Source organism: Jeotgalibacillus haloalkalitolerans, from assembly GCF_034427455.1.
Lineage (GTDB): Bacteria > Bacillota > Bacilli > Bacillales > Jeotgalibacillaceae > Jeotgalibacillus > Jeotgalibacillus haloalkalitolerans.
The window spans coordinates 870,943-894,614 of sequence record NZ_JAXQNN010000002.1; the positions used below are offsets into that span (position 1 = coordinate 870,943).

21 protein-coding genes are annotated in these 23,672 nt (G+C 43.0%); 4 read left to right on the top strand and 17 right to left on the bottom strand.

The window, feature by feature from the left end; genetic code table 11:
* Window positions 1–119: 119 nt before the first annotated feature.
* On the bottom strand, window positions 120–1,238 hold the full coding sequence (ald, locus tag UFB30_RS09445; RefSeq protein ID WP_322421417.1) for an alanine dehydrogenase: 1,119 nt from the start codon (window positions 1,236–1,238) through the stop codon (window positions 120–122).
* Between the two features lie 188 nt (window positions 1,239–1,426).
* Between ald and UFB30_RS09450 the strand changes: the two genes are divergently transcribed.
* Together UFB30_RS09450 and UFB30_RS09455 are read left to right on the top strand one after the other, a co-directional pair.
* Window positions 1,427–2,758, top strand: coding sequence for a purine-cytosine permease family protein (locus tag UFB30_RS09450; RefSeq protein ID WP_322421418.1), 1,332 nt, complete (start codon window positions 1,427–1,429; stop codon window positions 2,756–2,758).
* A gap of 52 nt (window positions 2,759–2,810) precedes the next feature.
* Window positions 2,811–3,287 carry a universal stress protein gene (locus UFB30_RS09455; RefSeq protein ID WP_322421419.1) on the top strand — a complete coding sequence of 159 codons (477 nt, stop codon included), beginning with the start codon at window positions 2,811–2,813 and terminating at the stop codon, window positions 3,285–3,287.
* Between the two features lie 44 nt (window positions 3,288–3,331).
* Here the strand turns inward: UFB30_RS09455 and argH are convergent, their stop codons facing one another.
* From argH to sppA, 10 genes are all read right to left on the bottom strand, one after another.
* Complete coding sequence (gene argH, locus UFB30_RS09460) at window positions 3,332–4,720, bottom strand: argininosuccinate lyase (RefSeq protein ID WP_322421420.1); 1,389 nt, start codon at window positions 4,718–4,720, stop codon at window positions 3,332–3,334.
* The gene (locus tag UFB30_RS09465; RefSeq protein WP_322421421.1) at window positions 4,717–5,934 is read right to left on the bottom strand and encodes an argininosuccinate synthase; all 1,218 of its coding nucleotides are present in this window, start codon (window positions 5,932–5,934) and stop codon (window positions 4,717–4,719) included. The genes argH and UFB30_RS09465 overlap by 4 nt, the downstream gene beginning before the upstream one ends.
* Window positions 5,935–6,282: 348 nt before the next feature.
* Window positions 6,283–7,128: an EcsC family protein gene (locus UFB30_RS09470; RefSeq protein ID WP_322421422.1), complete on the bottom strand. Its 846-nt coding sequence runs from the start codon at window positions 7,126–7,128 to the stop codon at window positions 6,283–6,285.
* A gap of 110 nt (window positions 7,129–7,238) precedes the next feature.
* Window positions 7,239–8,423 carry an acetate kinase gene (locus tag UFB30_RS09475; protein ID WP_322421423.1) on the bottom strand — a complete coding sequence of 395 codons (1,185 nt, stop codon included), beginning with the start codon at window positions 8,421–8,423 and terminating at the stop codon, window positions 7,239–7,241.
* 378 nt (window positions 8,424–8,801) lie between these two features.
* Window positions 8,802–9,782, bottom strand: coding sequence for a class I SAM-dependent methyltransferase (locus UFB30_RS09480; RefSeq protein WP_322421424.1), 981 nt, complete (start codon window positions 9,780–9,782; stop codon window positions 8,802–8,804).
* Window positions 9,783–9,867: 85 nt separating this feature from the next.
* Window positions 9,868–10,368 carry a thiol peroxidase gene (gene tpx / locus UFB30_RS09485; RefSeq protein ID WP_322421425.1) on the bottom strand — a complete coding sequence of 167 codons (501 nt, stop codon included), beginning with the start codon at window positions 10,366–10,368 and terminating at the stop codon, window positions 9,868–9,870.
* Between the two features lie 63 nt (window positions 10,369–10,431).
* Window positions 10,432–10,788 carry a GerW family sporulation protein gene (gene ytfJ, locus UFB30_RS09490; RefSeq protein WP_322421549.1) on the bottom strand — a complete coding sequence of 119 codons (357 nt, stop codon included), beginning with the start codon at window positions 10,786–10,788 and terminating at the stop codon, window positions 10,432–10,434.
* Window positions 10,789–10,795: 7 nt separating this feature from the next.
* Window positions 10,796–11,410, bottom strand: a complete 615-nt coding sequence (locus UFB30_RS09495) for a hypothetical protein (RefSeq protein ID WP_322421426.1) — start codon at window positions 11,408–11,410, stop codon at window positions 10,796–10,798.
* Between the two features lie 40 nt (window positions 11,411–11,450).
* The gene (locus UFB30_RS09500; RefSeq protein WP_322421427.1) at window positions 11,451–11,957 is read right to left on the bottom strand and encodes an RDD family protein; all 507 of its coding nucleotides are present in this window, start codon (window positions 11,955–11,957) and stop codon (window positions 11,451–11,453) included.
* Window positions 11,958–11,971: 14 nt separating this feature from the next.
* Window positions 11,972–12,970: a signal peptide peptidase SppA gene (gene sppA / locus UFB30_RS09505; RefSeq protein WP_322421428.1), complete on the bottom strand. Its 999-nt coding sequence runs from the start codon at window positions 12,968–12,970 to the stop codon at window positions 11,972–11,974.
* Between the two features lie 135 nt (window positions 12,971–13,105).
* Here sppA and UFB30_RS09510 point away from each other — a divergent pair, with 135 nt between their 5' ends.
* Window positions 13,106–13,906 (top strand): NAD kinase, encoded by an 801-nt coding sequence (locus UFB30_RS09510; protein ID WP_322421429.1) that lies wholly within the window; start codon window positions 13,106–13,108, stop codon window positions 13,904–13,906.
* A 28-nt stretch (window positions 13,907–13,934) separates the two neighbouring features.
* Here UFB30_RS09510 and rarD read toward each other — a convergent pair whose 3' ends face one another.
* The 5 genes from rarD to UFB30_RS09535 form a co-directional block, all read right to left on the bottom strand.
* Window positions 13,935–14,873 carry an EamA family transporter RarD gene (rarD, locus tag UFB30_RS09515; protein ID WP_322421430.1) on the bottom strand — a complete coding sequence of 313 codons (939 nt, stop codon included), beginning with the start codon at window positions 14,871–14,873 and terminating at the stop codon, window positions 13,935–13,937.
* 386 nt (window positions 14,874–15,259) lie between these two features.
* Window positions 15,260–16,858, bottom strand: a complete 1,599-nt coding sequence (locus UFB30_RS09520) for an amidohydrolase (RefSeq protein ID WP_322421431.1) — start codon at window positions 16,856–16,858, stop codon at window positions 15,260–15,262.
* 574 nt (window positions 16,859–17,432) lie between these two features.
* Window positions 17,433–17,633, bottom strand: coding sequence for an alpha/beta-type small acid-soluble spore protein (locus UFB30_RS09525; protein WP_322421432.1), 201 nt, complete (start codon window positions 17,631–17,633; stop codon window positions 17,433–17,435).
* Window positions 17,634–17,734: 101 nt separating this feature from the next.
* Window positions 17,735–18,946 (bottom strand): tRNA uracil 4-sulfurtransferase ThiI, encoded by a 1,212-nt coding sequence (gene thiI / locus UFB30_RS09530; protein WP_322421433.1) that lies wholly within the window; start codon window positions 18,944–18,946, stop codon window positions 17,735–17,737.
* A gap of 3 nt (window positions 18,947–18,949) precedes the next feature.
* A complete protein-coding gene (locus UFB30_RS09535) occupies window positions 18,950–20,080 on the bottom strand; it encodes a cysteine desulfurase family protein (protein ID WP_322421434.1) in 1,131 nt (376 codons plus the stop codon).
* Between the two features lie 395 nt (window positions 20,081–20,475).
* Here UFB30_RS09535 and brnQ point away from each other — a divergent pair, with 395 nt between their 5' ends.
* Window positions 20,476–21,810, top strand: a complete 1,335-nt coding sequence (gene brnQ, locus UFB30_RS09540; RefSeq protein WP_322421435.1) for a branched-chain amino acid transport system II carrier protein — start codon at window positions 20,476–20,478, stop codon at window positions 21,808–21,810.
* 57 nt (window positions 21,811–21,867) lie between these two features.
* Here brnQ and UFB30_RS09545 read toward each other — a convergent pair whose 3' ends face one another.
* A complete protein-coding gene (locus UFB30_RS09545) occupies window positions 21,868–23,544 on the bottom strand; it encodes a septation ring formation regulator EzrA (RefSeq protein WP_322421436.1) in 1,677 nt (558 codons plus the stop codon).
* Window positions 23,545–23,672 lie beyond the last annotated feature (128 nt).

The following is a 23,672-nucleotide window of genomic DNA, read 5'->3' on the forward strand; positions in this document are numbered from 1 at the left end:
GCTTATGGCGAAGCCTGCCGGCCACGGAAAGCGTCCCCCTGAAGCGGAGATCAACAGCCAACTTTATCAAAGCCTAAAAAAGCACCCGACCGTATGTAACGGCCGGGTGCTGATTTATCTTAATGAATTAATAATTCTCTCACGTTTGCATACTCAAGACCATGCGCTTCAGCTACTGCATTATATGTAACGTAGCCATTCAGCGTATTAATTCCGCTCATCAAAGCTTCGTTATCAATGCATGCCTGACGATAGCCTTTATTTGCAATCTGGATACCATACGGCACTGTCACGTTTGTCAGCGCAATTGTAGACGTACGCGGTACTGCACCCGGCATATTTGCAACTGCATAATGAACAACACCGTGCTTTGTATAAGTAGGGTTATCATGCGTTGTGATTTTATCAGTCGTTTCAAAAATTCCACCCTGGTCGATCGCAATATCAACAACAACTGCACCAGGCTTCATCGCCTTGATCATTTCTTCACTCACTAATTTAGGTGCTTTCGCGCCAGGAATCAGCACTGCACCAATGACAAGGTCAGATTCAGCAACGCTTTCTGCTATATTTAACGGATTAGACATTAATGTTGTCACATCTTTACCAAACAGATCATCCAGCTGACGCAGTCTTTCAGGATTCAGGTCAAGGATCGTCACATCTGCTCCAAGTCCTACAGCCATTTTGGCAGCATTCGTTCCTGCTACTCCTCCGCCGATGACAGTGACTTTCCCTCTCGCTACACCCGGTACGCCTGCAAGCAGGATACCCATACCACCATGAATTTTCTCAAGGAACTGCGCGCCAATCTGTGTTGACATTCTGCCCGCTACCTCACTCATCGGTGTTAATAGTGGAAGTGAACCATTTGGCAGCTGAACCGTTTCATATGCAATCGATACAACTTTATTGTCGATTAATGCTTTTGTCAGCTCCGGCTCCGGTGCAAGGTGTAAATAGGTGAACAGAATTTGCCCTTCACGGAAATAACCATATTCGCTCGCGATTGGTTCTTTTACTTTCATCACCATTTCACAAGCCCATGCATCAGCAGCTGTAGGTGCGATCTGTGCACCGGCAGCAGTATAATCTTCATTCGTAAATCCCGAACCAAGACCTGCGCCATCTTCAACAAGTACTTCATGACCCTGATTAACGAAATGATAAACGCCTGATGGTGTAATCGCCACCCGGTTCTCATTATTCTTTATCTCTCTTGGAATCCCGACACGCATGTATATTCCTCCTAAATCCAGAAAATTTTAAACACCCTTTTTGCAGTTCCATTTTAACAAATCGCCTATCCCTTGTCCCTACTTATTTTACACTTCTAAATTGATTAATAATTCGCACATTTTGAAAACGTTTTCGCTATTACACTAATGTGTTAAAATGACGATATTCTATAAACGGGAGACATATTATGACAACAGCTGTAAATAAAAAAAGAATTCAGATTGAAACGATTGGTTTGTCAGAGGTGCCGGAATCTGAAAAGAAAACGCGCTGGTTTGATTATGCATTTATACAAATGGCGTTTTCAGTGAACACAGGTAATGTCCTCGTGCCCGCTCTGGCTGTCACTGCAGGTGGTCTGTCTGCAGGTACTGCCATAAGCTCAACGCTGATTGGTGCAGTCTTAGCATTTATACTGGTTTCAATTCTCTCACTGCCTGGTGCACGCTACGGTCTTCCTGCACAATATGTTATTCGGACGATGATTGGAAGCAAGCTTTCTATGTACTTTGCTTCACCTGTAAGATCACTTACGTCTTTATACTGGTTCGCTGTTCAGACGATTGGCGGATCAATTGTTGTACAGTTTTTACTAAATGAATTTGCTGGAATCCTGATTCCTTTGTATGTGCTCGCTCCTCTTTTTTCTATCATTATGGCGGTACTTGCATTAATTGGGTTTGAAGCTGTTAAGAAAACCATTAAATGGTTTATTCCGTTATTATTTCTCAGTCAGCTGCTGATGCTTTTCCTGATTATTGATTTGATTGCTGCTGACACAAGTGTATTATCCCGGGGTGAATTCTCGATCGGCACCTGTTTCTTTTACGGCAGCCTGGCCTTTATGCAATATGTCTCAGGCGTCAGTGCATCCTCTGATATCACCCGTTATGCAAAATCTCCTAAAGAAGGCTTTATCGGTGTGCTGACTGGAAATATTGCAGGATTTGCAGTTGTAGCTGTACTTGGTGCTTTATTTGCTTCAGCGTTGCAGTCTGTTAATCCGTTTGTATCAGCAAGCATGCTGACTGATTCAAATGCTGCGATCGTTCTGATTGCTGCCGGCGCAATTATTTCAATGATTTCCATTAATCTCAGCAATGCTTATACCGGCGGGTACAGTCTTTTAAATGCGCTGCCTTCCCTCGGGCGCGTTAAAAGTGCTGTCGTGTTTGGAATCGCAGCAACTGCACTCAGTCTGTTTCCGGGGATCGTTGAAGAAGCAGAAACGTATATCTCTCTGCTTGGCGCAGCAATTGTTCCTTTATCCGCAGTCATCATTGCTGACTATGTAATGGTTAAAAAGATGAATATCACAAAAGACCATTTAATCCGTCTTACGGCCGGAAGTCATTCAGCAAATTTATCTGCGTTATTTACTGTTTTATTATTTGTACCTGTTTACTTTTTAATTCCTGATACATTATCGCCTGGTTTAATTGTATTTACAGCCGCATGTGTCTTTTATACTGTTTTACAAAAATTAGTCACAAATCGATCAGAAATTTCTCACAATTAGCAGGAATATTGACACGATTCGGTGTAATATATAAGTAAAGGAGGCGATCAAAATGACATTAAGCTATGACCACATTCTTGTTGCTGTAGACGGCTCTAAGGAAGCGGAGTGGGCTTTTAAAAAGTCAATTGATATCGCGAAAAGAAATGATGCAACGCTGAACCTGCTTCATGTAATCGACACTCGTTCATTTGCGGTTGTTGAAGCTTACGACAGAAGTGTTGCTAAAAGAGCAGAAACATTTGCTGAAGAAATGCTGAACGATTACAAGAAAGAAGCGGAAAGCAAAGGTGTTGGAAAGGTTAATGTATTTGTAGAATACGGTTCTCCAAAAGTGCTTGTTCCAAAAGAATTTGCACAAAAAGTTGAAGCAGACCTGATCATTTGTGGCGCGACTGGTCTTAATGCGATGGAGCGCTTCCTGATCGGAAGTATCTCTGAACATATCGTACGGGCAGCAAAGTGCGATGTGCTTGTTGTTCGTACTGACCAGCCTCCGGAAAAGGCAGCAAAAGATCTGGATATTTAATGATTAAAAGAGAGAACCACTAAAGGTTCTCTCTTTTTTGATGATTAGGCTTTCACATGATCCTTTATAATTGCTTCTGCTTTTTTCAGCTGGTTTTTTACCTGTTCAAAGCCTGTACCGCCTTCTGACTCACGGCGTTTTACTGCCTGTGCTGGTTCAAGCACATGATAGATGTCTTCTTCAATCAGAAAAGAAGCTGCTGTCATTTCACTCAGCGGTAAATCCTTCAGATAGATGCCCTGATTAATACACGTCAGCACAAGCTTTCCTACAACTTCATGCGCCTCACGGAACGGCATCCCTTTTGAAGCGAGGTAATCCGCAAGTTCGGTTGCATTAGAGAAATCTTCGTTGACGGCTTTTGCCAGCTGGTCTGTTTTTACTTTCATCGTATTGATCATACCTGCAAAGATCTTTAAAGATCCCATCAGCGTATGAACTGTATCAAACATACCCTCTTTATCTTCCTGCATATCTTTATTGTAAGCGAGCGGAAGACCTTTCAGCACGGTCAGCATTGAGACTAAGTGTCCAAATACTCTTCCTGTTTTGCCTCTCACAAGCTCTGCCATATCAGGATTCTTCTTCTGTGGCATAATGCTGCTGCCAGTTGAGAAAGCATCTGCCAGCTCGATAAACTGGAACTCCTGACTTGACCAGATAATCATTTCTTCTGAAAATCTTGAGAGGTGCATAATTGTCATCGATGCATTTGATAAAAATTCAACGATAAAATCACGATCACTCACTGCGTCCATGCTGTTTTCATAAATGTCAGAGAAGCCGAGCAGCTCTGCAGAACGCTTTCTGTTAATCGGAAAAGTTGTTCCCGCCAGTGCGCCTGCTCCCAGTGGAGAGACATCGATTCTTTTCAGTGAATCCTGAAAGCGCTGAACGTCTCTTTCAAGCATCCAGAAGTAAGCCATCAGGTGATGCGCAAAAGAAACGGGCTGCGCACGCTGAAGGTGTGTATACCCAGGTGCAATGGTTTCTACATGCTCACCAGCCTGCTTGACAACTGCTTCCTGAACAGCACGGATCAGTTCAACAATCTCAATCACTCTGTTTTTAAGATACAGATGCATATCCGTTGCGACCTGGTCATTTCTGCTTCTTCCGGTATGAAGCTTACCGCCAACCTGTCCGATTTCCTGAATCAGAAAATGCTCCAGATTTAAATGGATATCTTCATTTTGTACAGAATAGGGAAGTTCTCCCTTCTGTGCTTTTTCCTTCAGTACAGAAAGACCTGACAGGATCTGCTTCACTTCAGAATGTTCTAAAATACCGCACTCGCCAAGCATTGTGACGTGCGCTTCAGACCCCTCCAGGTCTTCCATTACAAGGTTCTGATCAAACCCGATGGAGGCGTTGAACTCGTCAACCCACTCCTCGGGTGATTGTGAAAAACGTCCTCCCCAAAGTTTGCTCATGAAGTCGTCACACCTTTTGATTCCTTCTGAACCATTGAATGAACCTTTGTCGGAAGCCCCCATAGCTTAATGAAGCCTACAGCTGCACCGTGGTCAAATTCATCATCAGAAGTATAAGTTGCAAGCTTTTCATTATAAAGTGAATTTGGTGAAGTTCTTCCTTCAACAATCGCATGACCCTTGAACAGCTTCACTCTTGCTACACCATTTACATATTGCTGTGTTTCTTCAAGGAATGACTTTAATGCATCAGTCAGTGGTGAGAACCATAGACCTTCATAGATCATTTCAGTCAGCTTCTTCTCAATGACAGGCTTAAAGTGAGCCATTTCTTTTACAAGCGTCAGATCTTCAAGCTCTTTGTGTGCTTTCATCAATGTAATTGCACCTGGGCACTCGTATACTTCTCTTGATTTGATTCCAACAAGACGATTTTCAACGTGGTCGATTCTTCCGACACCGTGTTTACCGGCAATGTCATTTAATTTAAGAATCATATCTGAAAGCTTCATGCCCTGACCGTTTAATGCTACAGGCACGCCATTTTCAAATGTAATTTCAATTGTTTCAGGTGAGTTAGGCGTTGTCTCTAGTGATGCTGTCAGATCATAAGCACCTTCTGGAGGAGCAGCCCACGGATCTTCAAGGATACCGCACTCATTACTTCTTCCCCACAGATTCTGGTCAATTGAATAAGGGCTATCCAGATTGATCGGAATCGGGATATTATGCTTTTTCGCATATTCGATTTCTTCTTCTCTTGACCAGCCCCACTCACGAACTGGTGCAAGTACTTCAAGCTCAGGATTCAAACCGTTGATTGCCACTTCAAAACGAACCTGGTCGTTTCCTTTTCCAGTACATCCATGCGCCACTGCGGAAGCACCTGTCTTCTCAGCTACTTCAACCAACTTTTTCGCAATCAGCGGTCTTGATAATGCTGATACTAATGGATATTTACCTTCATACATTGTATGAGCCTGAAGCGCGATCAAAGCAAAGTCCTGTGCGAATTCTTCTTTTGCATCAATCACATAGCTGTCAACTGCACCGACTGTCAGTGCTTTTTCTTTCACAAAATCAAGATCTTTCCCTTCACCAACGTCTAAGCAGCATGCAACAACTGAATAACCCTGGTCTTTTAACCACTGAATCGCTACTGATGTATCAAGTCCACCTGAATATGCTAAAACTACTTTTTTATTTTGTGTCATGTCAATCAACCTCTTTCGTATTTTTATAAATAACTTTGTATATTTATTCTTTATATGATGAATGTATCATATCAGGGTATTTATAAAGATGCAACCCATCTTGATGAAAAAAATAAAGATTAAATATTCTGATATCATTCATTTATACAAAAATAAAAAGACTGAAACTATGAGGTCTCAGTCTTTTAGAAACGTTCCATTGCGCTTCAGACGGACGCTTTCCAGACGGAGGTTGCTGAGCCTCCTCGCCATTGGCTGAGGGGTCTCAGCTTCCCTCAAATCGTCCCGGAGTCGCCGCCTTATGCTTCGTTCTACTTAAATTACTATTAGAATTTGAGCGGTACTCATTTAATAAGAATTTTGATTTGTCTTTTCAATCAGATAGCGGTATTGATAAAAGCGCTCTGCATATTCAGTGACATTTCTGGTCAGCTGGTAATTTGCGGCTGCCCCGATTGCCATTGAGATGACGGGGTAGCCGCCGGCGCGTTTGTTTTTAAACATTCTGATGGCGAGTGTTTTAAACAGCTGCAGTCCCGGTCCTTCAAGCCAGCGTTCATTTGTGAGCTTATCACTTCCATTGAAGAAGTAATCACTCTGCACACTGCTTAAGGTATCCACAAGTTCATCCCATGCTTCTCCCTGAAATTTTTTTGGCAGGGTGGATGCATGAAAAAGCTTTAATGCGATGGTCATTTCATATGGTGTATGCACATCGCGTCCGTAGGCTGCTGCAGTAAACTGGATGGCTCTGATATTGATCAGGAGCAGTGCAATCAGATCACTGATAAATGCTGCCGCCCCGCCTGACCCTGCTATCCCACCCTGTATAAACGAATAAAGTCTGTGTCTCCCGCTCTGCTGTAAAGAAAGATAGTTGAGCTGATCAATACTCAGATTTCGTATATCTTCAATCTGAATGACAGTGTCATCAAACGCTTTAGCCGTTCTTAAAATACTTTCACGTTCGTCCTGCTGAAGCTGAAAACCCTGCATGGTGCTATGTATATGGAATAGGGACGTATCGATATGAGAAAACAATTCTTTTTTGATTTCTTCAGGCAGTAATGAAAATGACCGTTCAATCCATTTTGAATATACATTGGTCAGGTCGTTGCCTGACACTTCATTCAGTGTTTGCTTCCACATCTCAATTTCGTTGTATACTTCCTGATCGCGTGGAGACCAGCTCATGTAACCACCTCACCCTTCGTTTCTTTTATTATACTATTAATTTCCTTTTGAAAACAAAAACTGCAGATCTGGGTACATTAAATACGCAGATCTGCAGCTAAAAATGTTTATTAAGTTAGACGCGTTACGTCGCGTGCAATCATAACCTCTTCATCAGTCGGAATGACGATGACTTTTACAGGTGAGTGAGGATAATTGATGAATGCTTCCTCTCCACGTGTTTTATTCAATGCAGGGTCCCAATAAACGCCCATGAATTCAAGGCCTTTCAGCACTTCTGCACGGATCACATCACTGTTTTCACCGATACCGGCTGTGAAAATAATCGCGTCAACACCGTTCATACGTGCTGCGTAAGAACCGATATACTTGTGAATACGGTTTGAGAATACATCAAGCGCAAGACGTGCACGCTCATTTCCTTCTGCCGATTGAACCTCGATGTCACGAAGGTCACTTGAGAAGCCTGATACGCCAAGCATACCTGATTGCTTATTCAGTACGTTTAGTACGCCTTCTGCTGTAAGGTTTGTTTTTTCCATGATGAATGGAATGAGTGCAGGGTCAATATTACCGCTTCGTGTACCCATTGTTACACCAGCAAGCGGCGTGAAGCCCATAGATGTATCAATTGAATTACCGCCTTCGATCGCAGCGATACTTGCACCATTACCAAGGTGGCATGAGATCAGACGAAGCTGCTCAAGCGGACGTCCAAGCATTTCTGATGCACGCTGTGATACGTACTTGTGTGAAGTACCGTGGAAGCCGTATTTACGAATGCCAAAGTCTTTATAATAATCATAAGGAAGACTGTATAGGAATGAGCTTTCAGGCATTGTCTGGTGGAACGCTGTATCAAATACTGCAACTGCAGGTACATTTGGCAGTACGTTTTGGAATGCCTTAATACCTGTAATGTTGGCAGGGTTGTGCAGCGGTGCAAGTTCAGACAGTTCTTCAAATTTCTCAATTGCCTCATCCGTGATCAGTACTGAATCACTGAATACTTCTCCACCATGAACGACACGGTGACCAACCCCATTGATTTCATCCAGTGATTGAATAATACCGGCAGATGTCAGCTTATCAAGTAGTAATTTAACCGCTACTTCATGATTTGGGATATCTGTAACTTCTTTTTGCTTCTCGCCGTTTACTGAAATGGTGAATACACTGTCGTTCAATCCGATTCGCTCGATTAAACCTTTTGTGATCACTTCTTCTTCCGGCATTTCAAAAAGCTGAAACTTCAATGAAGAGCTTCCTGCGTTAATTGCAATGACTTTAGTCATAAATTTATTCGCTCCTTTTATATGAAAAACATAAGTATTACCTTTATACCCTGTTAAACAATTTACTATCCATGTTCATTTAATCACTCTCTCTGACGGTCTTCAAGAGAAAGCTTGCAGTGGCAACGTTTTCATGTAAAAGTGTTTATTTTCAGAATACAATAATAGAAAAAGACTGAAACAATTTGTCTCAGTCTTCTTAATCGTTTCACTGCGCTTCGGGAGACGCTTTCCGGACGGTGGTTGCTGAGCCTCTCCGGCTTCGCCTGTGGGGTCTCAGCTTCCCACTATTCGTCCCGGAGTCGCCTCCGCTCCGTTCCGTTCCACTCGATTACAGTTGAAACGAATTTTTCTATACACTTTAAATTAGCTTTAAACTTATTTATTCTCTTTCATCCACTGCTGTATTTTTGTCATCATATTTTGAACAGCAGGGCCATTTGAGAGTTTTGGCATGTCTGCGAGCAGTACCTGTTTTGGCGCTTTGGTGTTTTCTCCCTGCTTCTGAAGGATCAGTACACTTTTTGCGGACTGTTCATTTTTGAACAATGACTGTGGCAGTTTTATCAGTCCCTGAATATGTGCTTCTTCTTTAAGGAATTCATGAAGCTGTCCTGCAAGCGGTGATTCGAAAAGACCATTTGGGACAAGGAAGAACAGGTATCCACCGTTTCTCACGTGCTTAATGGATTGTTCAATAAATAAATGATGCGCATATGAGTGGCCTTCTTTTGCCTGCAGCTTATAGTCTGCTGCTCTTACATCATTCGGGTAATATCCGACAGGCAGATCACTGACCACTGCATCAGCAGGATCTATGAATAACGGCTCAAGTGAATCCTGTGTGTATAAGTGAATCGGCTGTTCAGAAAGATTTGCACCTGTGTACGCAAGACGAATCAGTACTTCATCAATCTCCACTCCATGCGCCACTTCTACCTTTCCATTTAACTGATTCATGATCGACAGAACCAGGTTTCCTGTACCAAGCGCAGGATCCAGCAGCGTTACTTTTTCCGTACCTTCTGTGAATTTTTCAAGCAGGTATCCTATTACCATTGCAATAGAGTCAGGTGTCATCTGGTGGTTAGGCTGAATATGCTCTTTCATGCCTTTCAAAACCGCCAGTTGGAATGCCTTTCTTCTATCGTCCTGTGAAAAGGATTCAAGCTGATGTGCTGAATACCGGTCTTCAAGCTTCTTTTTCAGTTCAGGGTCCGTTTCTTCTACTGTTCCTGTGAACCAGTGTTCTCCTGATTCAGCAAGTGCTTCTAAATATGAAATTGAATGCACGCGCTGTATGTCCTCAGCCGTTTCATTCAGTAATGTAAAAATAGATTCTACAGGTGATATGCTCATGATTTCGTGCCTCCTGTTTAACTTTTGACGCTTCATTTTAACATGTATATAAAAAAAAGAAAGCCATGACGGCTTTCTGATTTCATTACTCTGCTTTTTTTGCAGCTTCAATGGCTGCATCGTAGTCAGGGTGATCAGTTGCTTCTTTCACATACTCAACATACGTTACTTTATCATCTGTATCAATGACAAATACAGCACGCGCAAGCAGGCGCAGCTCTTCAATTGCCACACCGTAAGCCTGGCCGAAAGAAAGGTCGCGGTGATCAGACAGTGTGATCACCTGCTCAAGACCGCTGTCTCCGCACCAGCGTTTTTGTGCAAATGGAAGGTCCACTGAAATCGTCAGCACCTCTGTATTGTTAAGCTTTGAAGCTTCTTCATTAAATTTGCGTGTCTGCGCATCGCAAACACCCGTATCCAGTGATGGAACAACGCTGATAATTTTTACTTTCTCAGCAGAGTCTTTCAGGTGGAAAGGTGACAGGTCGTTTGCAAGCACTGTAAATTCAGGTGCCTGATCTCCGACTTTCACTTCATTACCAAGTAATGTAACAGGATTGTTCTTAAACGTAATAGAAGCCATGTAAATCCTCCTTCAGTATATGTATTCATTATCATCATACTGAAAGGAGGAAGCAGCAATCAACTAATATGTTTCCTCCTGACGAAATACATCTGTGATTCTGCTGACCGCATCCGGTGCCATATCCATTAATTTTTCAAGCAGATGTGCTCCTTCATTCATGTGATGGAGACGAATACCATCTTTTCCTACAATCAGAAATGCAACCGGGGTAATCGAAACGCCACCGCCGCTTCCACCGCCAAATGGCAGCTCAGACGCTGCTTCATATGAAGTCTGGTAGTCACTTCCTCCTGCTGCATAACCGAACCGTACGCGTGACACTGTCATGATCGTGCTGCCATCAGCCGTTTCAACCGGGTCACCGATAATTGTGTTCACGTCAACCATTTCCTTCAACTGCTCCATTGCTGTTGTCATTACACCTTCAATTGGATGTTCCAATTAAGTCACTCCCTACTCTTTTATGCTGATTGGTTACTCTTCTGTACAGAAGAATAACGCCTGCTTTCATAAGGTGTGCAATCGATACTGAAATTATACAGTGACATACAGCGGTAAAAGGAGATTTGACGTAGCCGGGACGAATCGAAATATGCGGAGCGGCAGTCAATGTAAAATATTTTGCCAGTTGCTGAACAAGTATGGCCTGTACGATACCTATACCACCGTTTAGCCAGGCACTGATATCCGGGCTGTCAACACCAATACCTGCTGACATATTTAACTGATCAATCCTGAAGCCTTTAAGTGTCGCTTTCAGCCACCGGTTCAGCCTGAAGATGTTCCTCCTGAGTTCATCAAGTTTCTTTTTCAACTTGCGCAGGTCACTTCTCGTTAGTTTTTTTGGTTTGCGGTTGAATTGATATTCAGGTTCAGGCAGCAGCTCAATGGGAATAGTAAAGCGCTTTATTTTAATGCCTGCTATTTTAATGACAATCAGCAGATGAATAGACTTTCCTTTCCATTCTGCTTCAATCATACACTTGCATTTCAGCATCAGTAATAGTGGAAGAAATAATAAAAAGAGCAGTTTGATCATAGTGTCCACCTCTATGATAAACTGCCCTTTTATCATTCAATTATACTTTTACAGTTTCGGCTTTTACGACAGTCCGTTCATGTACAACGGTTGTGTCTGCGAACAGATCATGTACTGCCTGCTTTTTCGGTGTAAAAGCAGCTGCGACATAGAGTACTGCAAGAAACGGTAGTCCAAAGAACGTAATTGACGTATAAATGTATCTGCCTGCAAGTTCTCTGATTAATACCGTAATCCACCCCGGGCGCTCCCCGTCTTTTGCTACTACTCTTAATCCAAATATCATTTTACCGAGCGTCTGCCCGAAGAATTTTGTCATTAATACGAAATAGGCAAAGAATACTGCAGCAGTTGCAATATTTACACTACTGAACATGCCGCTTCCCATTTCAAGACCGCTTAATCTGAAAACCGGATAGATCAGCAGACCGTTCAGCGCAGCGATTACAAGCAGATCAAAAAGATACGCGCAAACCCTGATCCAGAATCCGCCGTAATGAGGCAGGAAAGCCGGTTTTTCAATATAATTTGATTCATTTGTATCCATACAGCTTCCTCCTTTTAATCAGCGTATAAGTACATCGGACGTGGTCCGCCGGTGTGACTCATCACTTCTGAAAGAATCTGACCTTCAAGACCGCCAAATGTTTTTTGTACCTGCAGTGACAGCAGTGAGCTCAAATCATTCGGCATGCCGTAATGAATCACAGATGCATTTTCCATATCAAGGTCTGTTTTGATCGCACTGATCACGTCTTCTTCGTATCCAAATTCATCAATCAAGTCAAGCTCAAGTGCCTGAACACCATTATAAATACGTCCGTCAGCAATTTCCCTGACACGGTCTTCAGGAAGATCCCGCCCGTTTGCAATCACGTCAACAAATCCATCATAAGAGTCATTCAATATACTCCGGACAATCTCAAGGTCTTCTTCACGGACTTCTTCTGCCGGATTCAGCATATCTTTAAATTCCCCGGAAGTTACTGTGACGAATTCAACGCCGTAATTATCAGCAAGTTCCCCGAAATTAATGCTTTGCAGAATGACACCAAGTGAACCGGTCATTGTTTCTCTGCTCGCATAAATTTTATCGGCTGGTGCTGCTACGTAATAACCACCTGATGTTGCCTGAGCACCCATTGAAACGTATACAGTTTTACCGGCTTCCTGGATTTCGAGAATTTTATCGTGTATCTGGGCACTTTCAACGACGCCTCCACCTGGTGTATTCACACTCAGCACGACGCCTTTAATCGTCCCGTCTTCTTTCACCTGGTTCAGCTGGTCCATAAAGTGTGAATGATTATAACCTGCTGCCCCAAGTAACCCTCCAGTTTCACCTGTATCCTGAATCGTACCATTCAGGTCAATCACAGCGATCCTGTCAGTCGTGCTGCCTGATTCAATCACTTCTTCAGACAGGCCGCCTGTTGTTTCAAAAGAAGCAAACATTTCATCAAAATTTGTTGAGAGTGCTGCAGTTGCAAAGTTGATGCCGGCTGATACGATAAACAGCACGCCTGCAATACCGAGCGCAATCCATCTTTTAGTATTCATTATTAAAACCTCCTGTATAATCTCTCTTGTCTATACGTTCTTCTTTCAGATATGTTTCATTTCATGATACACTTTAATCAATCTTTTTATATGATTTATTTTCACAACATTCATGAAAATGCTGGAGGGATTCATATGTCTGAAAGAAGAAATATTTATTTTTATGCCCGCAAAACTGAACAGGCTAAAGAACATTTACGTATGCTTGAAGAATTGGCAGAGCGTTATCAGTTCAATGTCGTTCAGGATTATAAAAAAGCAAATATTATTGTCAGTCTCGGCGGTGACGGTGCATTTCTTCAGGCTGTCAGAAAAACCGGCTTCAGACAGGACTGCCTGTATGCAGGTGTATCAGACTCAGGCAAAAAGAGTCTGTACTGTGATTTCCATGTAGATGACGTCTCGTCTATGATTGACGCCATGACACAAGATCAGATCGAAGTCCGGAAATACCCGACAATTGAGGTAACAGTGGATGATGAGACAAGCTTTCTTTGCCTCAATGAATTCAGCATCCGTTCAGGGATCATCAAAACATTTGTAATGGATGTACATATTGATGACCTGCATTTTGAAACGTTCCGCGGTGACGGTATGATTATTTCAACGCCGACCGGCAGCTCTGCTTACAACAAATCTGTTGGCGGCGCAGTAGTGGATCCGATGCTGCCATGCATGCAGGTAAGTGAGCTTGCTTCTGTGAACAGCAACCGTTTCCGTACGCTTGGCTCATCATTTATCCTGAGCGGCCAGCGCAAGCTCCGACTGACTGTCACGCAGGATGGAAATGATTATCCTGTGATGGGACTTGATAATGAAGCGCTTGGGATCAGCCATGTTCAGCACGTGGATCTTGCATTAAGTGAAAACATCGTCAAAACTGTCAAACTGAAAGACAACTCATTCTGGGAAAAAGTAAAGAGAACTTTCCTATAAAAGATAAGCTGCGGAGCTCCGCAGCTTTTTATATTCTGGCTTTCCTTGCAATTCTCATTCTTGATAAAGTAAAGACTGTCAGACTGAGCCAGATAAAAACAAAGGAAATTAAATCAACCGCACTGAAGGGTTCCCCATATAGGAAAACACCGAGAATCAGGGTAAGTGTAGGAGCGATATACTGCAGAAAACCGACCATAAACAGCGGGATCCGCTGCGCTCCATTTGCAAACAATAGCAGCGGGATAGCGGTAGCTGCACCTGCCCCAACCAGCAGCACGTCTGTTGTGAGTGACACATGAAACAGCGCCATATTACCTGAACCCTGCAGATAGCCAAGATAAATCAGGGCAACCGGCATAATCGTCAGCGTCTCAAGCGTCAGCCCAATCGCTGCATTCACGCGCAGCATTTTCTTCACGAGCCCATAAAACCCGAATGAAAATGCAAGCGCAAACGCAATCCACGGAAAACTCCCATAGGATATTGTTAAAATCAACACACCAACTAACGCTAAAATAAATGATAAAACCTGCGCTTTCGATAGCACTTCTTTTAATACAAAAACACCAAGCAGCACAGAAACAAGCGGATTAATATAATACCCAAGACTTGCTTCAACCATCTGCTCTGAATTGACTGCCCATATGTAAACAAACCAGTTAATACTGATCAGAATAGAGGCTGCGATCAGTGCCCCTAACAATTTTGGCCGCTTAAAAAGAGATAATGCCTCCTTCTTAAAGTGACCAAACTGCCTCATGGCAATGAGCAATACGAGCATAAACCAGAATGACCAGAAAATCCGGTTTGCCAGGATCTCATCTGCCGGAACGTGCTGAACAAACTTCCAGTATACCGGGAGCAATCCCCATAGTGTGTATGCTAGGGCAGTATAGATGATGCCTAATCTTTCTTCGTTTTCCATTCCACCGCCCCGTTCTTTCGTAAATAATTGCTGTTTCAAAGTTGGCTGCTGATTCCCGCTTCAGAGGGACGCTTTCCTCGGCCGGGCGCTGAACCCGCAGGCTTCGCCATGCCCGGTTTCATCTGTCCCTTTCCCGAGCCGCCCCCTTACGCTCCAATCATCAGCTGTGCAAAAACAACAATGAATTTTGACAAAAGGATAAATAATTCGACACAATCACCACTAATGACTTTATGCGCTGTGTTCTATTTAATCTTCTAATGTCATTGCTTTCGATTATTGTTACGCACCATTAATCAGCAGGAAATATGTCATTCACATACTAAGCTGATCTTTGGAGTTCAGGAGGCAGACTCCCTCCCCGGAAAAGGCTCACTAGCCGGGGGCAGGAAAGCGGAGTCCTGAACGGAAAGACTCAGCGGTTTTTATTCTCCATTTCTTTTATAAACCGTTTTTCCATCAACAATTGTCCGTTCCACCTTCATTGTCAACAGCTGATCAGGATCCTCTTTAAACGGATTTGATTCCAGTACTGTGAAGTCCGCTGCAAATCCCGGTTTGATCATTCCGCGGTCATGTTCATGGTGGCAGGCATAGGCACTGCATTTCGTAAATAATGAAATGCCTTCATACATACTCAGTTTTTCACTTTCACCGTACACTGTTTTATCCGGATCTTCAGGCTTCGTTCTTGTGACAGCGGCGTGAATACCAAGAAGCGGATCAACAGGTTCGATTGGTGCATCAGAACCACCGGCACACGCAATCCCTCTGTCCATCAGTGTTTTCCACGCATAGTTCCATTTCATACGGTCTTTTCCAATCCGGTCCTGTACCCATGGGAAATCAGAAGGGACAAACCTTGGCTGAATATCAAGCACAATCGGCAGTTTTTCAGCACGCTGAATGAGTTCCTCATCCAGGATCTGAGCGTGAATCAGTCTGTCCCGTTCCCCATTAGATGGATACGCTTCGATTGCGTCAAGCATATATTCAAACGCCTGATCACCGATCGTATGCACTGCAACCGCCATATCATATTGTCTTGCTTTCCATACAAGCTGTTTTAATTTCTCCGGGGTATGAATCGCTACACCCTTCTCACCCGGTGCATCAGCATAACCATTTTTAAGCAGGGCTGTCCGGCCGCCGAGTGCACCGTCAGCAAATATCTTCATTGCACCAAACTCAACATAACGAGAGCCTGATAAGAATGAATGTCCCTGCCTGTGCCAGTCTTCAATCACATGGTGATGAACTAACAGATGGGCCCTGAATGGACGTCCATCCTCCTCGATGACTTTTTGAAAAGCACGATACGTCCGCGTAAAATCACCATAATAACTTAAATCTTCTGTATGACCGCCCGTTAATCCAAGTGACCATGCATGTTCAAGTGCAGTTTTTAAAGCTTTTTGTATATATTCATCTTCAATTGGCGGAAGTGCAGGAATCATTAAATCCTGAGCCGTATCCTTCAGCTGGCCTGTAAGGTTTCCATTTATGTGTTCAATCACGCCACCTTCGGGATCCGGCGTCTGCTCATCAATTCGCGCCAGAAATAATGCAAATGAATTGACGACCACTGCGTGTCTGCAAATTCTTTTTAAAACAACCGGATGATCCGGTGCGACTGCGTCAAGCTCTGCTGCAGTCGGTACAGAAGCATCCTCCCATTGATTCTCATTCCAGCCGTCTCCCTGGATCCACTCGCCTTTAGGCAATTCGCGCGCTTTTTTTGCTACGGCATCAATGACTTCCTGCTTCGATTTCATTTCAGATAAATCGAGTCTGAGCAGGGTTTCACCTACTCCGACAATATGTAAGTGGCTATCGACAAAGCCCGGGAACATCGTTTTTCCATTCAGATCAACCGTTGTCACCTGCTCATTTCCGGCAGAAGCCAAACATTCTTCTTCAGATCCGACTGCTTTAATTTTACCGTTGCTAGTTAAAACCGCTTCTGCTGTAACGCCTTCTTGTTCCATTGTGTAAATTGTTCCATTCTTAAAAAGCTGCAGCATACCATAAACCCCTCTTTTCTCGACACATTTACTCTCAGTGTACAAAAAACGTTTCGAAATATGAAGTGTTTGGACTTTAAATATTTGGCTGTTTTAAAGTTGGCTGTTGATCTCCGCTTCAGGGGGACGCTTTCAGCGGCCGGGTGGTAAGCCCACAGGCTTCGCCTAGGCCTCACACGTCCCTTCCTGCGAGCCGTCCCCTTACGCTGCAATCAACAGCTGAGCAGAAACAACTATGGACTTTAACAAAGCGAACTATTTAATGAATGAAAGGAATGTGGGAGTGAGAGATCTGACGAAGTCTTCAATTAAGGGTAGAGGTGATTTAATAACGAAGAGACATGACGCAATTACTCATAAAGATGATACAAAAAATCGCATCCGTTCAATAAATCCTCAAGTTTAGCAATTTTTCCAGCAGCTGATCGAATTAAATGTAAAGCTTATACGAATAAAAGCAAAGGTGATCCAATTCCTGAAGATATACCAAGGCAATCCCTTATTCGAGGTTCATACAAGCAGCAAAATGCAAAAACAGCAGGTACTCAATTAAGCACCTGCTGTTCTTTCATTATTATTTCTGGAATCCGCTAAGTTGTTGTTCAGCCATCTGAACTAGACGCTTAGTGATTTCTCCTCCTACTGAACCGTTTGCGCGTGATGTAGAGTCAGCTCCAAGCTGTACGCCGAATTCAGTAGCAATTTCGTATTTCATCTGATCAAGAGCTTGTTCTACACCTGGAACAACAAGCTGGTTTGAGCTTCTGTTTGCCATGTGCTATCACCTCCTTGTGAATATAGAATGTGCAATAACACACGGCTTATTAATGGTAAATGTTCCTAAGTGACATTTTTTTTAAAAATTGAAGCAGATCATCAGAATAAGTCGGTATCTTCAACGTCATCCGGCTTATAACCAGGCTTTAGAATGATCGTTTCAATTTCTTCAACAGATTGACGGATCATCTCGTCAAAATCGATAAAGCTCTCATAAAAAGCAACCTTTTCTGTTTTTGGTCTTGTTTTCGGCGCTGCAGGTGTAAAAATCGTACAGCAATCTTCATAAGGCAGAATTGACGTTTCAAATGTGCCGATTTTTTTTGCAATTTCTATAATATCTGTTTTATCAGATGCAATCAGCGGTCTGAGGACCGGCGTATTTGTTACGGCATTGATTGCTTCCATACTCTCTAATGTCTGGCTTGCCACCTGACCAAGACTTTCGCCGGTGACGATTGCTTTTGAACCGGTTTTCTTTTTAATTTCATCAGCAATACGCAGCATCAGCCTTCTTGTTGAAGTCATTGTGTAATTTTCAGGCACCTGCTGATGGATCGTCTGCTGTATTTTAGTAAATGGAACAATGTGAAGTTTGACAGATCCGGAGAATCCCGCAAGCTCAGAAGCAAGCTGCATTACCTTCTCTTTGGATTTCTCACTTGTGAATGGCGGACTGAAAAAATGAACTGCTTCTAATTCCACGCCTCTTTTCATCATCTGATAACCCGCTACCGGACTATCGAGACCGCCTGAGAGCATCAGTACTGCTTTGTTTCCTGACCCGATCGGCATTCCACCTGCACCCTGAATCGTCTGAGCTGACAGGTATACCGCTTCACTTCTTACCTCTACTGTCAGTTCAACTTCCGGCTTTTTCATTTCAACTTTTAAACCGGGAACCTGTCTCAGTACGTGTGACCCGATTTCATAATTCAGTTCATTCGTATCAAGCGGATAATTTTTATCAGCTCTTCTTGCTCGAACCTTAAATAAAGTTCCTTCTGAAGCGACAGATTGAACAAGCTGCACTGCATGCTGCTTCACTTCTTCCAGCTCTCTTCCGGATTTGACGACCGGACTGAATGACTGTATACCAAATATCAGCTCCAGTCTCTCCATCACCTGCTGCGCTTCTTCAGGATGATTCAGTTCAAGATGCATTCTGTCTCTTCCTGATTCAATACGAAATGGACTGAGATCAGAACATGCATCACTTATATTCTGCTGAAGCCGCTTGATAAATTTATTACGATTTCTTCCTTTAGTGGAAATCTCTCCGTAGCGAATTAAAATCCTGTCTATCTGCATTTTTTATACTCCTTTCAGTAACGGCGGAATAACGTCCTGCCAGATCTTGATGAATTCTTTTATTTCTGCCACCGTCTGATCAGATCCGAGACTGATTCTGACAGCCCCTCTGATATCACGGTCATTAATGCCACATGCACTCAGCACATGACTTTTTTTATTTAATTTAGAAGAGCATGCACTTGAGGTTGTAATAAATACATCCTTTTGATCGAGTGCATGAACGACAACTTCACCTGTCAGCTTAGGAACGGTGACAGATAAAATGTGCGGTGCTGCACTTTTAGAGGAAATAACCTTAACCTCATCTCTGCCTTCAAAGAATGTCCTTAACATCCTGTTGCAGGTTTGTAGTGTATGATAGGATTTTTCCTGCTGTTCAGACGCAAGACGCATTGCTTTTGCAAGCGCAACTGCCCCTGCAGTATTCACAGTCCCGCTTCTGACGCCCTCCTGCTGACCACCACCGGCAATTTCCGGCACCAGTTCAAGACCTTTTTTCACAGCGAGCAGCCCCGATCCTTTTAAGCCGTTAAACTTATGGGCAGATAAAGTCAAAAGATCCAGGATTTCAAATTCAGGTGCCATTTTTCCAAAAGCCTGAACCGCATCTGAATGAAAACGTGCATTGGAATGAACTTTAATCAGCTTCCCCGCTTCTCTAATCGGCTGGATACTTCCTATTTCATTGTTTACATACATGATTGAAACAAAAATCGTATCTTTTCTAAGTGCCTGTTTCAAATCGTCTAAAGAAATCACACCTGCCCTGTCTACCGGTAAATACGTGACATCAAATCCTTCTGTTTCAAGCTCTTTAAACACTTCCAGCACAGAGGGATGTTCGATCACAGTTGTAATTAAATGCTTTCCTCTATCTGCTAATTTATAAACAGATCCTTTAATCGCCAGGTTATTCGATTCTGTCCCTCCCGAGGTAAAAATCACATTGCCTTCCGGCAGACCTGAAAGCTCACTGCATTGCTGCTTTGCTTTTTGAAAAAGGGAAGCAGCTTTCTCGCCAAAACGGTGAATGGATGAGGGATTGCCATAAAACTGATCATTTACCTTTATATATGAAGAAACTACTTCAGGATGTGGTTTCGTCGTTGCACTATTATCCAGATAAATCATGGAGATCACTCTTTCCGTTTAAAGAATTGCTCATAATAACCGCTATTGATTTCCGGGGAGGACTGCGCTTTCCTGCCCCCCGGCGCTGAGCCCGCAGGCTTCGCCATGGCCTCACCTGTCCCTTCCTGGGGTGGGAGTCTCCGTCCTCCCCTCCAATCAAACGCTCAAATATTCAATAAAATTCATCGAAAGACGAAGTCAAATGAATCAGTAGATTTCTTTTCAATAAACCTAATTAATCCTAACATATCTCTGCCCTTTATGTTATTTGCAGTTTTGAGACGCTAATTATACACAATATTCTATGTATTTAGACTTTTGCTATTTTCGACAAATTTCAACTTTTCTATGATATGATGTTGCGGTAAAAACTTAGAACATCGGTGGAGGGTATTATGAATAGCAATAAAATAACACTTGGTAGCGTTTTCACGATTGGTCTTATGCTTTTTGCACTTTTTCTTGGTGCAGGAAATATGATCTTTCCGCCTCTGCTTGGACAGCAGTCGGGTGATAGCAGCTGGATCGCGATTGCAGGATTTCTTCTGACAGGTGTAGGACTTCCTTTATTAGGTGTCATTGCCATTGCAAAGTCAGGCGGCAGCCCTTTGGATCTGGCAAGTCGTGTACACCCAATTTTCGGAATAATCTTTACAATCATCCTGTACCTGGCAATCGGCCCGTTCTTTGGTATTCCGAGAACTGCGACTGTTTCTTATGAGATTGGCATTTTGCCATTTTTAGCACAGGAATCAGCAGGAGGATGGACGTTACTATTATTTTCAATATTGTTTTTTGCAGTGACAGCATGGTTGTCGTTAAATCCGGCAAAGCTTGTTGACCGGATCGGAAAAATACTGACACCTGCGCTTGTTATTATTTTGGCAGTACTGGTTGGCGGCGCGTTTATTAATCCAATGGGTGAACCGGGTCAGGCAACAGGAGGGTACGCAGACTCTCCGTTTATCACAGGATTCCTTGAGGGCTATCTAACCCTTGATGCAATTGCTGCTTTAGTCTTTGCTATTGTCATTATTTCTGCAATAGAGAACAAAGGCGTGACAGATCGCAGACAGGTGGTAAGATCTGCCATTCTCGCCGGTCTGATTGCAGCGTCAGGTCTTGGTGCTGTCTATTTATCACTCAGTTATCTTGGTGCAACAAGCTTAAATGCGGTTGGTGTTCAGGATAATGGGGGTGCTCTTCTGTCAGCAGCAGCTAATTACCTGTACGGTCCATCAGGCGCAATTATTCTGGGAATCGCGATAGGAGCGGCGTGTCTGACAACTTCAATCGGACTTGTCTCTGCGACTTCATCGTATTTTTCAAGAAGATTCCCGAAAGTATCTTATCGTTTGTTTGTATTGATCTTCTCTGTGTTCAGTATGATGGTCGCAAATATCGGCCTTGCACAACTGATTGCAGTGTCAGTTCCTGTACTTGTGATGATTTATCCGATGACGATTGTTCTGATCAGTTTGTCTTTCCTTGATAAAACGATTAAAGGGAAGCGTGCTGTATATGTAGGAGCAATTATCCCGACACTTATTCTGGGGATCAGTGACGGACTTGCTGCAGCAGGATTTACAGCGCTTGCATCAGTCTTTTCATTCCTCCCGCTCATGGATCAGAGTCTTGGATGGATCCTACCTGCGATTGCCGGCGGGTTGATCGGAATGTTAATTCCTTCTGCAACAGGATCTGCCGCACAGGCAAAGTATACAAATTAATATAGCGGCAAAATAAAGAAGCAGTACGTCTCAGCTTGAGATCGTACTGCTTCTATTTCATAGCGCATCAATTTTTTTGAGTGCACCAGGTTCAATTTTTTCGATTGACTCTGCTGCCTGCTCAAGCGCATTCTGGTAATCACCGTTTCTGAACATCAGTTCTGCCTCGTTAAGACCGATAAAAACTGTTTCATGACGGCTTCTGTATCTGTTACCATACTGAATGACTTTTTCAGCCTGTTCAGCTGCCTGAATCATTTCTTCTGTATTCTCTGTAAATGTTTCGATCATTTTTTCAGTGGTCATCGTATGCTGATTGATCGCCTTCATGTTCATTGGGCGCTCGGCAAGGTATGAATCAAGTGCTTCGATTTGTCTGATGATATCCTTGCGTTCAAGAAACCAGAATTCTGGAATCTTGGGAAGGTTTGCACTATCAACTGTTTTTTCCTGATCTCTTACAGCCTTAATCTGATATTCCTGCTGTTCCCTGGCTGATAACTCATCGCTTCTCAGCTGTTCAAGCTCAGCTGCATATTTTTTATGCTCCCCATCTATCAGGGTCAGCTGAGTCTCGACCTTTTTCACTTCTGTTAATACAGATGAATAAGGTTCCAGCTGTTTTTCGATTTGTTTGTTCTGATGTTCGAATTCACGGGATAGCTCTTCCAGCTGTTCTTCTTTTTCCTTCGGAAGGTCCAGATCATGCTGGTCAAGCTGGTAACCCTGACGGACGTAATCCATTTCGCGGATCAGCTCTTTATTTCTGTCTTTAACAGCACCAAGGAGCTTTTTCACACTTTCAATTCTTGCCGGCAGTTCCGTTCTTGCATGAACTTCCTCTTCAAGTGCAGTAAAAGCCTGATCAATTTCTTTTTTAGCAGCTACCCGGATCTCTTCCGCTTCCACAAATTCAAGTCTGATCAGGTGCTTTTCAGCTTCTTTCAGCCTGTTATCAAGATCAAGACACAGTTCTTCAAGATTCAGATGGTGAATCGGATACTTCTGTTCATTCATTTCTTTACACGCTTCTTTCAGGTCACTGAGATCCTTTGGAAGCTCATCAAGCAGGTCATCAGCAAGGTCCGGAGCTGCTTCGATCATCATACTGATTTCATTCATTTCTGCCGTCAGATAGATGACGATTTCTCTTGCCTGAAGATAGTTCCCTTCTTCTGTGAGCCTGTGGTATTCATCAAGCTTAGGCTCTAATGCCTGTATCTTACGTTCAATGGGCTCAGCTGTTTTACTGAACTGTGACCTTCTGTTTCTGACAAGTGAAGATGCTTCTTTATGGTCTGTTTCCACAACCTGAATTTCTTCACGGTTCTTTTCATCGCTTCCCATCAGTTCTTCTAACTCTGCCAGAATCTCATTCATATGCTCTTCAGCTTTATTCAATTCCACAGCAATTTCCTCACGTACTTTTCGTGATTTTGCAAAGCGGAACTTATCAATATACTCCTCGGCGTCAAACAGCATACTATCTACTTCAGCCAGCTGTTTATCAACAATATTGTTCCAGGAATCCCTCCACTTTTCAAAGAGTTCCTCCGTTTGTCCATTCATGTTTAATTGTTTTACTTTTGTCATTTCTTCCAGAACAGGCCTGTGCTGAATATCGAGCTTCTGTTCTTCAAGTTTATCTACTTCTTTATACTGCTTTTTCCTTAAAACGAAAGCAGTGATTATAAATATGATGATTAAAAGGACGGACCCAATTATGTACTCCATCTTATGCCTCCTGTTCAAGCAGCCCATGTCTATGTCAATATGAAAAATGTATTGACTTTATGATACCATGTAACAAATGAGATTTCTTGTTTTTTCTTGATTTTTTGACACGACTTTTTTCGTGCGCG